This window comes from Duncaniella sp., assembly GCF_029056165.1.
In the GTDB taxonomy this organism is placed as follows: domain Bacteria; phylum Bacteroidota; class Bacteroidia; order Bacteroidales; family Muribaculaceae; genus Duncaniella.
The window spans coordinates 104,161-122,113 of the sequence record NZ_JAIDBW010000012.1 but is presented as its reverse complement, the minus strand read 5'-3'; the positions used below and the strand labels follow the sequence as shown (position 1 = coordinate 122,113).

At 49.1% G+C, this 17,953-nt stretch carries 14 protein-coding genes; 10 read left to right on the top strand and 4 right to left on the bottom strand.

Annotated features, from left to right (window positions below):
• Positions 1–80: 80 nt before the first annotated feature.
• Complete coding sequence (locus tag K2G41_RS02460; protein WP_300113931.1) at positions 81–761, top strand: TonB-dependent receptor plug domain-containing protein; 681 nt, start codon at positions 81–83, stop codon at positions 759–761.
• 523 nt (positions 762–1,284) lie between these two features.
• On the opposite strand, the gene K2G41_RS02455 is transcribed toward K2G41_RS02460, so the two are convergent.
• Positions 1,285–2,577: a glycoside hydrolase family 88 protein gene (locus K2G41_RS02455; protein WP_300113928.1), complete on the bottom strand. Its 1,293-nt coding sequence runs from the start codon at positions 2,575–2,577 to the stop codon at positions 1,285–1,287.
• Positions 2,578–2,603: 26 nt separating this feature from the next.
• Positions 2,604–3,926: a glycoside hydrolase family 88 protein gene (locus tag K2G41_RS02450; protein ID WP_300113926.1), complete on the bottom strand. Its 1,323-nt coding sequence runs from the start codon at positions 3,924–3,926 to the stop codon at positions 2,604–2,606.
• A 216-nt stretch (positions 3,927–4,142) separates the two neighbouring features.
• On the opposite strand from K2G41_RS02450, the gene xyl3A reads away from it, so the two are divergent.
• Positions 4,143–6,710 (top strand): xylan 1,4-beta-xylosidase, encoded by a 2,568-nt coding sequence (xyl3A, locus tag K2G41_RS02445; protein ID WP_300113923.1) that lies wholly within the window; start codon positions 4,143–4,145, stop codon positions 6,708–6,710.
• 110 nt (positions 6,711–6,820) lie between these two features.
• On the opposite strand, the gene K2G41_RS02440 is transcribed toward xyl3A, so the two are convergent.
• The gene (locus tag K2G41_RS02440; protein ID WP_300113920.1) at positions 6,821–7,573 is read right to left on the bottom strand and encodes an exodeoxyribonuclease III; all 753 of its coding nucleotides are present in this window, start codon (positions 7,571–7,573) and stop codon (positions 6,821–6,823) included.
• Between the two features lie 230 nt (positions 7,574–7,803).
• On the opposite strand from K2G41_RS02440, the gene K2G41_RS02435 reads away from it, so the two are divergent.
• From K2G41_RS02435 to K2G41_RS02405, 7 genes are all read left to right on the top strand, one after another.
• Entirely contained in the window at positions 7,804–8,460 is a 657-nt protein-coding gene (locus K2G41_RS02435) for an ABC transporter ATP-binding protein (RefSeq protein ID WP_300114578.1), read from the top strand.
• 95 nt (positions 8,461–8,555) lie between these two features.
• Positions 8,556–9,776 carry an ABC transporter permease gene (locus tag K2G41_RS02430; RefSeq protein WP_300113917.1) on the top strand — a complete coding sequence of 407 codons (1,221 nt, stop codon included), beginning with the start codon at positions 8,556–8,558 and terminating at the stop codon, positions 9,774–9,776.
• A 43-nt stretch (positions 9,777–9,819) separates the two neighbouring features.
• Positions 9,820–11,064, top strand: a complete 1,245-nt coding sequence (locus K2G41_RS02425; protein WP_300113915.1) for an ABC transporter permease — start codon at positions 9,820–9,822, stop codon at positions 11,062–11,064.
• A 93-nt stretch (positions 11,065–11,157) separates the two neighbouring features.
• Positions 11,158–12,258, top strand: coding sequence for an efflux RND transporter periplasmic adaptor subunit (locus K2G41_RS02420; protein ID WP_300113912.1), 1,101 nt, complete (start codon positions 11,158–11,160; stop codon positions 12,256–12,258).
• A gap of 64 nt (positions 12,259–12,322) precedes the next feature.
• Positions 12,323–13,633 carry a TolC family protein gene (locus K2G41_RS02415; RefSeq protein ID WP_300113910.1) on the top strand — a complete coding sequence of 437 codons (1,311 nt, stop codon included), beginning with the start codon at positions 12,323–12,325 and terminating at the stop codon, positions 13,631–13,633.
• 115 nt (positions 13,634–13,748) lie between these two features.
• Positions 13,749–14,450, top strand: coding sequence for a Crp/Fnr family transcriptional regulator (locus K2G41_RS02410; protein ID WP_300113907.1), 702 nt, complete (start codon positions 13,749–13,751; stop codon positions 14,448–14,450).
• A 102-nt stretch (positions 14,451–14,552) separates the two neighbouring features.
• Complete coding sequence (locus K2G41_RS02405) at positions 14,553–15,932, top strand: sodium-dependent transporter (protein ID WP_300113905.1); 1,380 nt, start codon at positions 14,553–14,555, stop codon at positions 15,930–15,932.
• 109 nt (positions 15,933–16,041) lie between these two features.
• Here the strand turns inward: K2G41_RS02405 and K2G41_RS02400 are convergent, their stop codons facing one another.
• Positions 16,042–16,491 carry a PepSY-like domain-containing protein gene (locus K2G41_RS02400; RefSeq protein WP_300113902.1) on the bottom strand — a complete coding sequence of 150 codons (450 nt, stop codon included), beginning with the start codon at positions 16,489–16,491 and terminating at the stop codon, positions 16,042–16,044.
• Positions 16,492–16,813: 322 nt separating this feature from the next.
• Between K2G41_RS02400 and K2G41_RS02395 the strand changes: the two genes are divergently transcribed.
• Positions 16,814–17,770, top strand: a complete 957-nt coding sequence (locus K2G41_RS02395; protein WP_300113899.1) for a glutaminase — start codon at positions 16,814–16,816, stop codon at positions 17,768–17,770.
• Positions 17,771–17,953: the final 183 nt, after the last annotated feature.

Here is a 17,953-nt window from a genome sequence, read left to right as displayed (position 1 = left end):
TCATGGTATTATATCATGACTCCAATTTCCTACATTTATTCTTTCTGATTTCCAAACACGAATTACATCTAAAACAAACTATGCGATTTACAATTCTTCTGCTTCTCATCATGAATATATGGTGTGGAACTTTGTATGCTCAAAAAAGAAGACCGTTCAACGGTATTCTACTTGAGCTTGACGGAAAACCGATAAATAGAGCCAGAGTATATGTCAGAACACCTAAAGATTACTCTCTCACCAATAAAAAAGGAGAGTTTGGTCTGACCGACATTGCACCGACAGACACATTGAAGATATTGATAAAGAAAAAAATTTTTAGTATTCCCGTTGAAGGCAGACGAAGCATGATCATTCGTCTTGCTGACGAAAAAAAATTTAATGTCGAGGAGGACGAGCGTCTGATAAGCCTTGGTTTTTCGTTCGTCCCACGTCGTGAGCGTACTGTACCGGGTAATTTTATCAGTGGTGATGATTTACGGCGAAGCGGAGCTAATACTCTTTTAGCCGCCCTGCAAGGACGTGTACCGGGTCTTAATATCGAAGGTTCACATGGTAATGAGGAGGTAAACATCCGTGGCACACGTACTATAATGGGCAATTCTACGCCGCTTTATTTCATTGACGACATAAAAGTTCCATCATTTGAGGGTCTAAATCTCAACGACATTGATTATGTGGAGATAATGAAAGAGGCTTCCGCCTATGGTTCAGAAGGTAGCAACGGCGCGATAATCGTCCACACATACCTTTCAAAATAATATACCGCCTATTTACGATTTAAATATCTGTAGGGCCGCATTGAAATGCGGCCCTACATGATTTATGGGGGGGCATGGTATTTGTGGGTGAATTTTGCGCATGGTATTTGCGGGGGAGAAGTTTGGCACATGGGGGTCTATATTTTTCAATAGGAGTTTTCATTATCGTATCTTTAGGGAAGATCGGTGTTGTAATTTTGTGGGAAAAAACCTTCTACGAGGGATCAAGGGGGATTTAGATACGGCTGCATCAGAATAGATAAATTCCGGGCTGATTTTAACACAGCATCGAAATACATTCCATATACCCATATAAATACCGGTTATACAATGACAAAACCGTTGCTCCCGATCAACGGGAACAACGGCATGCAGGTTTGTAAGATGATTGAAAGTATCTGTGCGTAGTCTTTTTCCTTAATTAATGTCAGGTAAGGGGGAGCAAACTACTAAGAAGAGTATTATGACAGACTAAACTTTCAATGCTTACTGATGATGATGATTTTTTGATATGGTTACTGATTTACTTTTTTGATGATTTCTTCTTTGTCGATGACTTCTTATTGAAAGAATCCACGTCGTAGCCGAGATCCTCCATTTCGAGTGAAGCCCAGATGAACGGACCTATACCTTTACCGTCATTGTCACGGACCGGTTCGCTCAAATAGTAAGCGTATGAACCGTCGCGACGTTTGTTCTCCTTCACGTTTGGAGCAGCCTTCAGCACAGCGTCGCTTATGCCCGGACCGAGACCGGCAACGGCGCAACAGCTTGTCAGCGAGAGTGTGCCGTCAGGCTCTTCACGGATAAAATTGTCGATGATACCCTCGTAAGCCTTGATTCCGGCCTCCCGATACTTGGGATCACTTACCCAACCCTTGCGGGCAGCTTTAAGAAGGGAATATGCAAACATCGATGTGCAGGTGGATTCGAGATAGTTACCCTCACGCTCAGGAGAATCCATCACCTGATACCATACGCCTGTCTCGGCGTCCTGCCATTTGATGATGTTGTCGAAGCAGCGCGTCAGAAGGTCGATCACCTCACCGCGACGCTCGTAGTCCTCCGGAAGAGCGTCGAGGAGCTCGACAAGAGCCATCGTGTACCACCCCTGCGCACGACCCCAGCAGTGCTGCGAAAGTCCCGTCTCGTTATCGCTCCAGAACATCTCGCGGCTCTCGTCCCAAGCATGGCGGTTAAGTCCGGTCTTAGGATCGTAGGTGCGGTCGTAGGTGCTCTTCACCTGATCGACAGCATCGTCATAGATAGGCTTGGCAAGTTCGGGAGAGTAGATCTGTGAAGCTGTCAGGACGCGGAAAGGAAGCCCCATGAAAATACCGTCGAGCCATACCTGATAGGCATAGACTGCCTTGTGCCAATAGACACCCTCGTTGGTGCGCGGCTGCTCTTCGAGCTGACGCATAAGAGTGTTCATGGCTTTGATATACCTCTGTTCGGGAAAATTCTGATTCATGCGGTTGACGAAATGTCCCGTACGCACATTGTCGAGGTTATAGGCATCCAAGCGATAGTGTTTGATTGCTCCGTCGGGCGCAATCATGGTATCAGTGTAGAGGAGGCAATAGTCCCTTATGTCATCGCCACCATAGCGAAGATATGTGTCAAGCATCGACTCAAGCTCGATACCCATGACATAGCCCCAGTTGGGACGCCATGAATAATCAAGCATATAGCTCCTCGGCTCACGCTTCATCTCCGAGCGCGTCAGCCATTCGGAGTAATGCTTCGGGCGCGCGGAACTCTCTTTTTCAGGTGTCACCGCAGCGAGGGTCAGACATCCCGCGGCCAGTAACACTATTGAAAAAAGTCGTCTCAATCCTCTCATTTCTTTGAAGACTTCTTAGATTTCTTACCGTTCTTCTTGAAAGAGTCAACATTGTAGCCGAGATCCTCCATTTCGAGCGAAGCCCAGATGAACGGACCGACACCCTTTGCGTCGTTGTCGCGGATAGGTTCGCTCAGATAGTATGCGTATGAACCGTCACGACGCTTATTCTCCTTCACCTTTGGAGCAGCCTTGAGCACAGCATCGCTGATACCCGGACCGAGACCGGCAACCACGCAGCAATCCGTGAGCGAGATCGTGCCATCGGGATTCTCGCTGATAAAGTTTTCGATTATACCCTCGTAAGCCTTCTTACCGGCTTCACGATACTTGGGATCGGTCACCCAACCCTTGCGGGCAGCTTTAAGGAGCGAATAGGCAAACATTGACGAGCAGGTTGATTCAAGGTAATTGCCCTCACCTTCGGGAGTATCCATCACCTGATACCACACACCGGTCTCAGGATCCTGCCACTTGATGATATTGTCGAATGTACGTGTAAGGAGATCGATCACCTCACCGCGACGCTCATAATCCTCAGGTAACACGTCGAGGAGCTCAACGAGAGCCATCGTGTACCATCCCTGAGCGCGACCCCAGCAGTGCTGCGAGAGACCTGTCTCGTTATCGCTCCAGAACATCTCGCGACTCTCATCCCATGCGTGGCGGTTGAGGCCGGTCTTGGCATCATAAGTACGGTCGTAGGTGCTCTTCACCTGATCGACGGCATCATCATAGATAGGCTTTGCAAGTTCGGGAGAGTAGATGGTAGAAGCTGTGAGCACTCGGTAAGGAAGTCCCATGAAGATACCGTCGAGCCACACCTGATAGGCATAGATGGCCTTGTGCCAATAGACACCTTCTTTCGTGCGGGGCTGATCGTTGAGCTGACGCATGAGCGTATTCATTGCCTTGAGATTCTTATTCTCAGGGAAATGCTGATACATGCGGGTCACGAAATGACCTGTGCGGACATTGTCGAGGTTATAGTCGAGAAGCTTGTAGCCACGGATCTCACCGTCGGGCGAGATCATGGTGTCGGTATATTCAATACAATAATCCTTTATATCGTCACCGCCGTAGCGCAGATAAGTGTCAAGCATGGATTCAAGCTCGATACCCATCACATAGCTCCATTTCGGACGATTGGAAAAATCGAGCATATAGCTCTGGGGCACACGCTTCATTTCCGAACGGGTCAGCCATTCGGAATAATGCTTGGGAGTCTCCATGGCTTTCTTTTCAGGAGCTGTCGCAGCGAAAGCAGAGCCAAAGGCGGTCAGAAGCACACCTACAAGCAGTAACTTAAATTTTTTCATTGATGGTTTAAGGTATGGATGATTGATTAATTTTATCAGTTTGTGAAGGATGACAAAAGCGTAATGTGATATTGTATCCAAGTAGCTGCAAAATTACACAAAAAACTCATAACTGCCAAATTTACTTTAAAATGCATTATTTGGAATATTGATTTTTTAGGCTTATCTTTGCATTAGCTTGACATGATAAAACAATATTATCACTATAAATAATCCATGAAACTAAAACATCTTTTAGCAGTTGCCATGCTCGGCGGACTTCCTGCCATGATGTCGGCTCAACTGCTTCCCTATCAGAATCCTTCGCTCTCTGCGGAGGAACGTGCGGAGGATCTCTGTAACCGCCTTACTCTCGAGGAGAAGGCCAAGCTTATGATGAATACCTCACCGGCCATCGACCGACTGGGTATTCCGGCATTTGACTGGTGGAGCGAGGCTCTCCACGGAGTAGGTCGCAACGGGCTTGCCACAGTGTTCCCTTCTTGTATCGGAATGGCTGCTTCGTTTGACGATGATCTCATTGAAGAAGTCTTCACGGCCGTCAGCGACGAAGCCCGCGCAAAGAACACCTCCGCCCGCAAGGATGGTAAGGTCGGTAAATACAAATGCCTATCGTTCTGGACTCCGAATATCAACGTGTTCCGTGACCCGCGCTGGGGACGCGGTCAGGAGACCTACGGTGAAGATCCCTACATGAACGGACGCATGGGCCTGCGCGTGGTCAAGGGCCTTCAGGGCGACGGTTCTGACAAATATTACAAACTTCTCGCATGTGCCAAACATTACGCCGTCCATAGCGGTCCGGAAAAAACACGTCATCAGTTCGACATAACCGACCTCCCTGCCCGCGACCTTTGGGAAACCTATCTCCCGGCATTCAAGACCCTTGTGCAGGATGGCAATGTGCAGGAAGTGATGTGTGCCTATCAGCGTTTCGAAGGCTCACCCTGCTGCGGATCTGACAAACTTCTCAATTCAATCCTCCGCTACAAATGGGGCTTTGACGGTCTCGTTGTCAGCGACTGCGGTGCAATCGATGATTTCTACCGCAAGGGACGTCATGAAGTCTCCAAGGATGCCGAGGCTGCTTCCGCACTCGGCGTGCTGTCAGGAACTGACGTTGAATGCGGACGTGTATATCGCAATCTCCCTGCTGCCGTCAAGCGTGGCGACATCAAGGAATCGGATATCGACGTGAGCGTGAAGCGTCTCCTCAAGGGTCGTTTCGAACTCGGTGATTTCGATCCTGACTCGTTGGTTTCATGGACATCCATCCCTATGAGTGTCGTAAGCTCACAGGCTCACCGTGATCTCGCCCGCAAGATGGGCCGCGAACAGATGGTGCTCCTGAAAAATAACGGCATCCTTCCCCTCTCACCTTCGGCCGACAACATTATGGTCATGGGGCCCAACGCCGCTGACTCGATCATGATGTGGGGTATTTATTACGGCCAGCCCGGCCACACCGTGACCGCGCTCGAAGGTCTCAATGCCCGTGCAGGCCGCGATCTCCCCTACGCCAGAGGCTGTGCCGTCACCCGTATGACCGACCGTGAAAGCGTGTTCCATAATCTCCGTGACTCAAAGGGCCGTCAGGGCATGGAAGCGAAATACTGGAACAATACGACAATGGAAGGCAAACCGGTCGTAGAAACCAACTACACCGCCCCCATTAAGCTTGATAACGGCGGCAACACCGTTTTCGCTCCCGGTGTGAATCTTACCAACTTCACCACCAGTATCAAAGGCACTTATATCGCTGACCGTGACGAGACACTCGACATGATCTATAACAATGATGACGGCCTGCGCATAATCATCAACGGTGACACTGTTCACGAACGTTGGAAAACCGATCCCCTTAACTACCGTTCGCGTGAATTTAAGGTAAAGAAAGGCCAAAAATATGATCTGCAGGTGGATTATCTGCAACTTGAAGATGGCGCGACACTCAATTTCGACATCCTTCGCACGCGCGATGTCACTCCTGCCGATGCTGTTGCAGCTGCAAAGGATGCGGAAGTGGTCATATTCGTAGGCGGTATCTCACCTGAATATGAGAAAGAGGAAGCCAAGGTGCGCGAACCGGGATTTGACGACGGTGACCGCACATCCATAGAGCTTCCCGCTCCTCAGCGCGAGATCCTCCGTGCGCTCCACGATGCAGGAAAGAAAATAGTGTTCGTCAACTGTAGCGGCAGTGCCGTAGCAATCACTCCGGAAAATGAATTCTGTGACGCTATCCTTCAGGCTTGGTATCCCGGCGAACAGGGCGGTCATGCGATAGCTGACGTGATCTTCGGCGATTATAATCCTTCGGGCAAGCTCCCCGTCACCTTCTATAAGGACGACTCACAGCTCCCCGCCTTCGATGACTATCTGATGAAGGGCCGTACATATCGCTACATGAAGCAGGAGCCCCTCTACCCCTTCGGCTATGGTCTAAGTTATACGACATTTGACATTTCAGATCCCAAATATGCCGATGATAAGGTGACCGTAAAGGTCAAAAACACCGGCAAACGTGAGGGCACGGAGATCGTTCAGGTCTATATGCGCCGTCCCGCCGACACAGCAGGTCCCAACAAGACTCTGCGCGGATACGCACGTGTGAACCTTGCCCCCGGCGAAGCCAAGGAAGTGACCATCGACTTCCCGCGTCAGTCATTCGAGAACTGGGACGAAGCTGCTCAGGAGATGCTCGTTGTTCCGGGTGAATACGAACTCATGATCGGATCATCAAGCGCAGCTGATGACCTCCAGACCATAAAAGTCACGATTTAAGAGTCAGAGTTTAAAAGTTTAAGGGGTTTAGAGTTTAGACGCTACCAACTGAAGGTATTATCTAAACTCTAAACCCCTTAAACTTTTAAACCCTAAACTTTTAAACTAATCTACTCCATATACAACTCCACCGGACAATGATCCGAGCCGGTAATATCGGCACGGATATTGGCATCGACAAGACGCGGAGCAAGACGTTCGCTTATGAGGAAATAATCGATACGCCACCCGACGTTCTTCTCTCTCGCCCTTGCACGATAACTCCACCACGTATAAGCCTCCTCCAGATCCGGATGAACCACACGGAAAGAATCGAGAAAGCCCTGATCAAGCAGCTTGGAGAACTCTCCGCGCTCCTCGTCCGTGAAGCCGGCATTACGACGATTGGTTTTAGGGTTCTTCAGGTCGATTTCCTTGTGAGCCACATTCATGTCCCCGCAGATTATCACGGGTTTCACGGCGTCCAGACCGGCAATGTAGCGGCGGAAAGCCTCCTCCCACACCATACGGTAAGGCAGACGTGCCAGCTCGCCCTGCGAATTGGGCGTATAGACATTGACAAGATAGTATTCATCCATCTCAACGGTTATCACGCGTCCCTCGTGGTCATGCTCATCAATCCCGATACCGTAGGTGACATTTTTCGGTTCCTGCCGTGTATAGACAGCAGTCCCCGAATACCCTTTCCGGTCAGCGAGATTCCAGTATGAGCGGTAACCGTCAAATTCGAGTTCGAGTGCTCCCGGACTCAATTTGGTTTCCTGAATGCAGAAAAAATCAGCGTCCATTGACGCGAATATCTCATCAAAGCCCTTTCCGCATACTGCGCGCAGGCCGTTGACGTTCCATGATACAAATTTCACGATAGCGAATTGATAGTGTTAAACAATTGTATGTCTGCATATTCCACATCAGCAGCAGAATATTCCGGATACAAAGTTAAGGAATTGTATGTTTTTTTCTGAATCAATGTGTAACTATTTTGCCACCTTTGCGTCTAATAAGAAAAACATTCCCCCCGAAGAGCGGATTCATCAACGTCAGCCGTCTCCTCATCCTCAAAAAATCACGATTCACATTTAAAACAGATATGATAATCAGTCTAAAGGACATCAATAAATCCTATCCCGGCGCAGTGCCCCTGCATGTGCTCAAAGATGTCAACCTCTCGATAGACAAGGGAGAGCTTGTATCGATCATGGGAGCATCCGGTTCGGGAAAATCGACACTCCTCAACATCCTCGGCATTCTCGACAATTACGATTCCGGCGAATATTATCTTGACGGTGTGCTCATCAAGGATCTGAGTGAGAATAAGGCTGCAGATCTCCGCAACTACATGATAGGCTTTGTGTTTCAGTCGTTCAACCTCATCAGCTATAAGAATGCGCTTGAAAATGTTGCCCTCCCGCTCTTCTACCGTGGCGTGTCCCGCCGACAGCGCAACAAACTGGCCATGGAACAGCTCGAACGCATGGGCATGGCCGACAGAGCCACACACTTGCCGAGCGAACTTTCAGGCGGACAGAAACAACGCGTGGCGATAGCCCGTGCGCTCATCACGAAGCCCTCGATCATCCTTGCCGACGAACCTACGGGTGCGCTTGACTCAAAGACCTCAAAAGAGGTGATGCAGGTGTTCCGCGACCTCAACGCCGAGGGAATGACCATCGTTATCGTGACTCATGATCCGGGTGTCGGCGAACAGACCAACCGTATAATCCGCATCGTCGATGGCAGGATTGTCTGACGTCACATCGAATTTTTCAAGGCAACTCCACCGGGAGAAAATTAAAACCAATCACACTCCCCCAACTCTCATCAACCCTACAGAGCATCCTACCAATGTTTGATCTTGCAAGTGAAATAATGGCCACCCTGCGCAACAACAAACTGCGCACAGCACTAACCGGATTCGCGGTGTCATGGGGAATATTCCTGCTGATCGTGCTCCTCAGTGTGTCACGCGGACTCGTCAACGGGATGGAATCCATGTTCGGCCAGCGCGACACGGAAACGGTGTCGATCCGTGGCGGATATGCACAGAAAGCCTACAAGGGTCTTAAAGAAAACCGCCGCGTCTATCTTCTTGACGGCGACCTTGACGTGCTTGCCTCGCAGAATGCAAACGTGCTTTCAGAAGTCACGGCACAGATTTCGAACGATACGGCCAAGGTGACAAGCGGAAAAGACTATCTGACGGACGGTTATCGCGGTGTCTATCCTTCCGAGGCAAGATCACAGGGTGTAAAAATAATCAAAGGCCGCTTCATAAACCAGAACGACATCAATCAGAAACGACGTGTGGCCGTAATGCATGAAGAGTCAGCCAAAACACTTTTCGGCGACAAAGACCCGATAGGCCAGCTCGTAAAAATCAGCGATCTGTCATTCACTGTTGTCGGGACTTACGAACAGGAATGGAGACGCGACGTATTCATACCCTACTCTACCGCCCGCTCCATGAGCGGAGGCTCGGACAGGGTCAATAATATTACCGTCAAGCTGAAGGATGTCAGCACTCTCGAAGAAAGCAACAGTGCCGAAAAAGACTTTCGGTCCACGCTTGGCCGTCAGCACACTTTCGCCGAGGATGACAGAGGAGCACTGTGGATATGGAACCGATTCTCCGACTATCTGACCACATCGACCGCCATGGGAGCCATCGGAATGGCCGTATGGATCATCGGCCTGCTCACAATGCTTTCAGGCATAGTCGGCGTTAGCAACATTATGTTTGTCTCCGTGCGCGAACGCACGCATGAGATCGGAATCCGCCGCGCCATCGGAGCTAAACCAAGGAGCATTCTGCGCCAGATCATACTTGAGAGCGTCGCTATAACGACTATCTTCGGCTATGTGGGGATCGTGCTCGGTATGCTCGTCTCTGAGGGCATCGGTCTGCTGGTGGGCGAAGGCAATTCTCCCATCAAAGATCCGACAGTCGATATATCTATCGCAATCCAAGTGACCGTGGTGCTCATCATTGCCGGTGCGCTTGCAGGACTCTTCCCGGCCATGAAATCTCTAAAGATCAAACCTGTCGAAGCCCTGCGCGATGAATAACCGTCTTCCCTCTCACGCTCTCAACTGAACCAAGACTCCACGAATGAAAAATCCAATCTTCGATATAGAAAACTGGCGCGAGATAGGCACAACACTCGCACAGAACAAGACCCGAACGTTCATGACAGCTTTCGGCATCTTCTGGGGCACGGCGATCCTTGCTATGCTCCTCGGAGGATCGAAAGGTCTCAAAAGCTTCATGAGCCGAAATTTCGAAGGGTTCGCCACAAATGTAGCTATAGTATTTCCGGGGCGTACCACAAAACCATACGCAGGTTTCAACAAGGGTATGCCGCTCGAATTGAACCTACAGGATGTGATAAATATACGCCGCGCACTCCCGCAGATCGAATCATCATCAGCAGTAAACAATCTCTGGGCCAACGCGCTTTACGGCCAGAACAGCACAAATGCATTGCTGACAGGTGTGGAGAGCGATTATGACAAAATTTTTGTACCTGTAATATACGAGGGACGCTTCATCAACGAAGCTGACAATACGCGTGCCCGTAAAGTCTGTGTTGTCGGCAAGAAAGCCGCCGACGAACTTTTCGGTAAAGAATCAGGGATCGGAAAGGAAATCTCACTCAACGGCATCTACTATAAGGTGGTCGGTATTGCCGGACAGACATCGGAAATAAGCATCGGCGGCGAACTTGACGAGTCAATCATCATTCCTTACAATTCCATGCGTGCAAATTATAATCTTGGCACTAAGGTCGGGATGTTCATGATGACTTTCAAAAGCGGATATGCGCCGGGCGACTACGAGAGTACGGTCCGACGGCTGATAGCCCGCAATCACCCCATCGCTCCGGACGATGAGGGAGCAATGTTCTACTTCAACGTTTCTGAAAAATTCGAGATGGTGGATAACCTTTTTCTCGGTATCACACTCCTTGCCCTGATAGTCGGCGCAGGTACTCTGATGTCAGGTATAATCGGTGTGGGCAACATCATGTGGATCATCGTCAGGGAACGCACTCACGAAATAGGTATCCGCCGTGCCATAGGCGCAAAGCCGCGCGACATCATCATTCAGATCCTTTCGGAAAGTATGGTTCTTACTACCATCGCCGGTGTCGCGGGAATATCCTTTGCGATCATCCTGCTTGCCGGAGCTGAATATGTGTTTTCGGATGATCGCGGTGTGATAGCGTTTCAGCTCTCCTTCAGTCAGGCTGTCTCCATACTCGTGACCTTTCTCGTGCTCGGAACTGCCGCCGGTCTTATCCCGGCCATCAAGGCCATGAGAATCAAACCGATCGAAGCATTGAGTCAGAAATAATTTTTAATGTATAACATAATATATCATTGAATTTAAGATTTTTCCGATAATAATTACTTTAGATAATAACCCATTCTAATTATAGACAAGACAATGAAGAAGTTTCTGCGGATTTTTATGTGGTGCGTGATCGCCGCAATATTCATCGGTACGTTTGTGTATCTTTTCATAAAGTCACAACCCAAGAACGAGACATACGAACTCGTAAGCCCGACCAACGGCACTATCGAACGTAACACAGTGCTTACCGGTAAGATCGAACCGCGCGACGAAATCGAAATCAAGCCACAGGTATCCGGTATAATCTCTGAAATCAACGTCGAGGAAGGCGATATGGTGCAGGTCGGCGATATCGTTGCAAAAATTAAGATCGTGCCCGACGAAGGTCAGCTGTCATCAGCCCTCTCACGCGTCAACTCCGCCAACATCAATCTGGATGATGCACGTGTGAAACACGAACGCAATCAGCTACTCTATGATAAGAAAGTGATCAGCCGCGAGGAATTCGAGACAACAGCAACAGCTCTCGCACAGGCCAAGGCCGAACTTGCCGCTGCCGAGGATGCCTACTCTATTGTCAAGGAAGGTGTCTCGAAAACCAATGCCAAGGAGAGTAACACTCTCGTCCGCGCAACCATCACAGGTCTTGTCCTCGATGTCCCTGTAAAGGTCGGAAGCTCAGTTATCCAAGCCAATACGATGAACAACGGCACGACCATCGCTACCGTGGCCGACATGAATAATCTGATTTTCGAAGGAAAGGTTGATGAGACCGAAGTCGGACTCCTTTCCGTAGGCCAGCCAATGGATATATCCATCGGTGCGCTTCCCGACCTCAAACTTGACGCAGTGATCGAGCTAATAGCCCCGAAAGGTGTAGAAACCAACGGCGCGAACACATTTGAAATAAAAGCAGCTATCAAAGTCCCGGAGGGACAGAGCCTGCGTGCAGGCTACAGCGCGAATGCCACTGTCAGCCTCAGCAAGGCGGAGGATGTACTGACAATCCCTGAAAGCGTGATCGAATGGGTCGGCGACAGTACCTTCGTCTATGTCATGACCGACAGTCTGCCCGAACAGAAATTCGAGCGCACGCCCATCGCTACCGGGACATCGGACGGCATAAACATTCAGGTCAACAACGGCATCAGCAAGGAGTCAAAACTCCGCGGTGCCGCCATCAAGAATAAGTAATATCCTGAACCGGGCTACTTTTTTCATCTTCTGAATCACTCTCAACATCCACAACGAAACAGACATGAAACGAATCATATTTTCTCTCCTTCTCGCCGCCGGAGTCTCACATGCAAGCATGGCAGACGCTTGGAGTCTGGACAGCTGCATTAACTATGCACTCAACCACAATCTCAACATCAAGTCCGCCGAAGCCAACCTCATGCAGAGCGAACTGTCGGTGACGGAGGCAAAAGACGCTTTTCTGCCCAATCTCTCCGCCGGTGCGGGACAGAACTGGGACTTTGGCCGAGGTCTGACATCATCCAACACATACGCAAACCGCAACACATCGATGTTCTCGTGGAATGCACAGATGTCGTTGCCGATATTTCAGGGTCTGAAAAACATCCGTCAGCTTAAATATGCCAAATCAAATCTCAGCATGGTCGAGAAGCAGACTGAAGCTGCGCGCGATGAAGTCAGACTGAGTGTGATCACGTCTTACCTGCAGGTGCTATTCAACAAGGAGATGCTTGAGGTGAGCCGCGAGCAGTTGCGCCTGTCACAAGTCCAGCTCGAACGTCAGCGCGTATTGCTCGAAGGTGGTAAAGTCCCCGAAGTGGATGTGATTCAGGCAGAAGCCCAAGTGGCGCAGAACGAGGTTCAGGTGGTCAATTCCGAAAATGACCATCAGACGGCCCTGATTGAACTGGCCAAAGCCCTTGAACTCGACGACATCAATAATTTCGATGTAAAACCGTTGGAAGATGACGGCACGGTCTGGCTCAATGCCGAAACGGTCTATCAGAATGCCCTCGCAAATTATCCGGCTATCGAGGCGGCAAGACAGAGTCTGAAGGTAGCCGACGACGGCATCAATCTTGCCAAGTCAGGCTATCTCCCCACCCTTAGCTTCAGCGGAGGACTCGGCAGTAGCTACTACACAGTTTCCGGCGACCGGAACAAATCTTTTGGGTCACAGATGAGAGACAATTTCTCCAAAAGCCTCGGATTTTCACTCCGTGTCCCCATCTTCGATGCATTCTCGACCCGCAATCAGATCCGTCAGGCAAAGGTCAGGAAACTGACAGCGCAGATACAGCTCGCTCAACAGGAAAGCGACCTCCACAAGACCATACGTCTGGCCTTTCAGCAGGCGGTCGGTGCTGAAAAGAAGTATGAGGCCGGCAAAGTGGCTGTAAAGGCATCAAAAGCCGCCCTCGACGCCATGACCGAAAAATACAATTACGGTAAGGCAAACGCTACCGAGTGGGAACAGACCAGATCGAACTATATCACCACACTCGCCCAGCAGGTTCAGGCAAAATATGAATTGATCCTGCGCAACCGTGTGCTCCAGTTCTACAACAGGAGCTGGATACTGAAAAGATAGAATCGGATAGCCAGAAGAATTTTGCTGTTAAGATTTTTTAACCCGTGATTGGAGCAGTTGTCAATATAAGTTGTTAAATTTGCGTGCCCTATAACATAGTTGCACGGCATTGGTCATGATAAAAAGTACAATAGATAAAATTCTTACCGAAGAACTCACTGAAATCTGGAAGCTTCTCACAAACGAAGAGAAGCGTCAGTTAATCGATAATTTTACAGTCCATAATTATAAAAAAAATAAAATAATTTATGCCGAAGGAGATGAGCCGGAATATCTCTGGGCTCTTATCGACGGCAAAGTGAAGAAGTACAAGGACGGTGTCGGCGGTCGCGTTCAGATCCTCCGCCTTGTCAATCCCGGACAGTATTTCGGTTACCGCGCTTATTTTGCCGGTGAGCATTACGTGTCAAGCGCGGCGACACTTGAGGAATCCGTACTGGGAACTCTCCCGATGAGTCTTGTCGAGGAAATGATAAGCAAGAATAACCGTCTGGCCATGTTCTTCATCCATGAACTCTCGCATAACCTCGGAAATTCCGACACGAAGATCGTCAACCTCACGCAGAAACATATACGTGCCCGTCTTGCAGAGGCTCTTTTAGTACTCCGCGACAACTACGGCTACGAGGAGGACGACAATATGACACTTAAAATCTACATGGCACGTGAGGATCTTGCCAACTTGTCAAACATGACCACATCAAATGCCATCCGTACACTATCGAACTTCGGAAGCGAGAAGCTTCTGGTGGTCGATGGCCGAAAAATCAAGATCCTCAACGAACCGTTGCTCAGAAAGATCTCTAAATTCGGCTGATTTAGATATCCCCAACTACAGAAATCCCGACTGACCAGCCGGGATTTTCCCGTTCAAAAAAGCACGGGTAATCATTAAATGCAAATGTATCATATATCATAAATGTCACAAAAAGTAAAATTCGGATCAAAAATCGGACTCATCGCTGCCACCGTCGGATCAGCGGTCGGGCTTGGCAATGTGTGGCGTTTCCCTGCCGAAACCCAAGCCAACGGCGGAGCAGCGTTTCTTCTCATATATATAGCCTGTGTGTTTCTGCTCGGCATACCCGTAATGACAGCGGAGTTCGCTCTCGGACGAGGTGGAAATTCCGATGCAATAGGTGCATTCCGCAATGTCACCCCCGACAAAAAAGGCTGGTGGATGGTCGGCGCTCTTGCAATCCTCGCATCATATCTCATACTTTCATTCTATATGGTGGTGTCAGGATGGACTCTTGAATATCTCATACAGTCACTATCCGGTAACCTCTACACTACGGATGACGGTATTACCGTCGATACCCTTGCCGGTGAGGAGCAACTCTTCAACGAGAGAATGAGCTCCTACATAACCGGTACGTTCCGTCCGCTCATAATGACATTCATCATGATAGCCGCCAATCTGTTCGTACTTCTCAAAGGCGTTCAGAAAGGCATCGAGAAGATGTCAAACATCATGATGCCCCTCCTCTTCGTCCTGCTGCTCATCTTCTGCGGAGTATCGCTAACCTTACCGAAAGCCGCAGAAGGCATCGAATTCTTCCTGCGTCCTGATTTTTCCGCCATCACACCCAAGACAGTTGTCAATGCTCTCGGACAGGCATTCTTCTCACTGAGTCTCGCAATGGGTATATTGGTCACGTATTCCAGTTACTACCCCGCTGAAACCAAGCTGACACGGACTGCCGTGACCGTCTCACTGCTCGATCTCTGTACTGCCATACTGATGGGACTGATAATTTTCCCGGCTGTAATGACATTCGGACTTGCGGATCAGAATCTTGCCGGATCGGCACTTGTATTCATCACTCTGCCTGAAATCTTCGCGCAGATGGGAGGCACGCTTTTCTGGTCGTCGCTCTTCTTCCTTCTCCTGACGGTGGCAGCTTTCACCTCCACGATCTCACTTGCGGAAGTCTCGGTAGCATTCATGGAGTGTCACTTCAAGATGTCAAGAAAACGCGCAGTGATCACTGTTGTCGCCCCTCTGTTCATTCTCAGTTCCATCTGTTCGCTTTCAGTGGGTGCGTGGAGCGATTTCAAGATTTTAGGTCTTACCATCTTTGATTTCCTCGACACGATGGCAACCAACATAATGCTTCCTGTAGGCGGCATACTGCTCTGTATCTACATGGGTTGGGTTGCTCCAAAAAAATTCTTCAGGAATGAGCTTACGAATAACGGCTCACTGAAATCCTACACTTTCAGCATGATAGCATTCATCGTCAAATGGATAGCTCCCGTCCTGATAGCCCTCGTCCTTATCAGTCAGTTTATCTGACAGGCAGATTTAGCTAAGCTTTTATTTCAAGATCCTTCGCACGTAACGCAATGATTACATGCGAAGGATTAATCTATATGATACCGGCGGATTTTCACCCGCAGTTCTCTTATGACTCAATCGTCTTGCCGTCGGGATATGATATTTTTCCGGTGGCTATATCGTAGGTTATGACAGTATCGTGCATGGTGAGTGTATAGAATGCGCTGTCACGATTCATGGCATAGACATCTGCCTGCTGTTCTATACCCTGAAGATAATTATAGAGCGCGGGGGGTAGCTGATTATAGACGAGGACTTCCGGCAGACGCACACCGTTACCGTCAATGAAGGTCCACGAGTATTCCGTGTCAAACGACAGTGACGCACCGTTGGTGATCTTTACCTTATATCCATCGGTATTCTGTGTGAAAGACTTCACACCACTGCCGGGATAATACTGCTCTATGAATGATGTGATCGGTGAAGGGACTTCGTCCCATACGCTGTTGGAACATGCGCCTACAAGCAGGACACACATTAAAAGTAGAAGATGTACGAGATGAGAATAACGCTTCATAATGAACAGAGATGATAATTGGATTGAAAGAATCAGGTATGATTTATTTTCGTTTGTAATTGTAAACATATTTTTGGTAAAAAAGGTTGAGCGACCTCCATCATTATTTATCCTGAATTTTTTCAACCGATTTTATAATTCCTTAATGGGACGGAAGTAAATTTTACCCTCCTTAATATCAACTAAATCTCCCTAAGCTTTACTAAAAAACTAAACCGTAAGGGTGTGCAGCGGGTTAATAAGGCGATACTTGAATAAACACACACATAACAAACCGACCGCGGAGGTGTGTCTCCGGGTCACAAAAAACTTTTATAATATTATGGAAAGAATTATCAAACTTGCCGATTTGAAATCGGCCGTTCAGGAAGCGTATGATAATCACAAGAACGATGCCGGAGGTGCACCGAGCCAGAAAGTGGCCGACATGAACCAAGGCATGTTCGGAATATCGGTCCGACTGATTGACGGTACCAAGTTTGACGTCGGTCATTCGCAGGCTCAGTTCGCAATGGGAGCCATCTCGCGTCTGCCGATCGCCATTCAGCTTCTTACTCAGATGAAACCTATGGAGCTTGTCCAGAAAATGGGTCTTGGCAAGGGTTGCGGCTGCGGCTGCAAGAGCAAGGCTCAGGACAGTGCAGAACCCAAGCAGCACATCAAGGGAATGCACGGCAAGGGTGTCCGCGCCGCCAGTATGGTAGAGCCATCAGGTGATTTTGACGGAAAGATGGATATTCTGTCCAACCTCATGATACAGCTTATGGGTTCGTCGCCCGTACTCGACGACAAACTTTACGAGGCTACCATGAAAAAGGCAGAGGAGAACAACATCTACAATGCTTATGCCGAAGCCGACTTCGAGCTTTATGATGACGCTGTAAGTTCAGTCAAGCTCTACAACCGTCTGCGCTCGATGCTCGTCACGACCGAACAGCTTGCTGAAATGGGTGCGACCATCGCTGCCGACGGTGTCAATCCGGCATCAAATGCCGTGGCTTTCGACGGTGCTCTCTCCGCTACCATCTGTTCAATGATGGCAGCCAAAGGCCCGAAACACATGGGTAAGCCTTGGTTGATCATGACCGGTGTGCCTGCACTCTCAGGCTTCGGCGGTGGTTTCATCACCGTAATCCCCGGTGTAGGTTCTATCTCGGCATTCTCTCCTGAACTCAACGAGGCCGGTGTGCCTATGAAGGCCGCACGTGCGATCAAGGATATCGTCAATAAACTCCAGCTCAATGCCTTCGCAAGCGCAAGAGTGAAAGTCGAGGCATAAGCCCTGATCCCTCTCCCCTCGCGGATAATTAAGAATTTATTCTCAAAAAGCAGTCATTGTTATTCAAAAAAATACAATAATACTACTGATACGTTGAATTACACACACGGAAACGTTCCAATCCCGCAGCCCGCGCGCGGGTAAGCGAAGGAACGGCATTCCAACACTCCTTCAAGTCCGGCC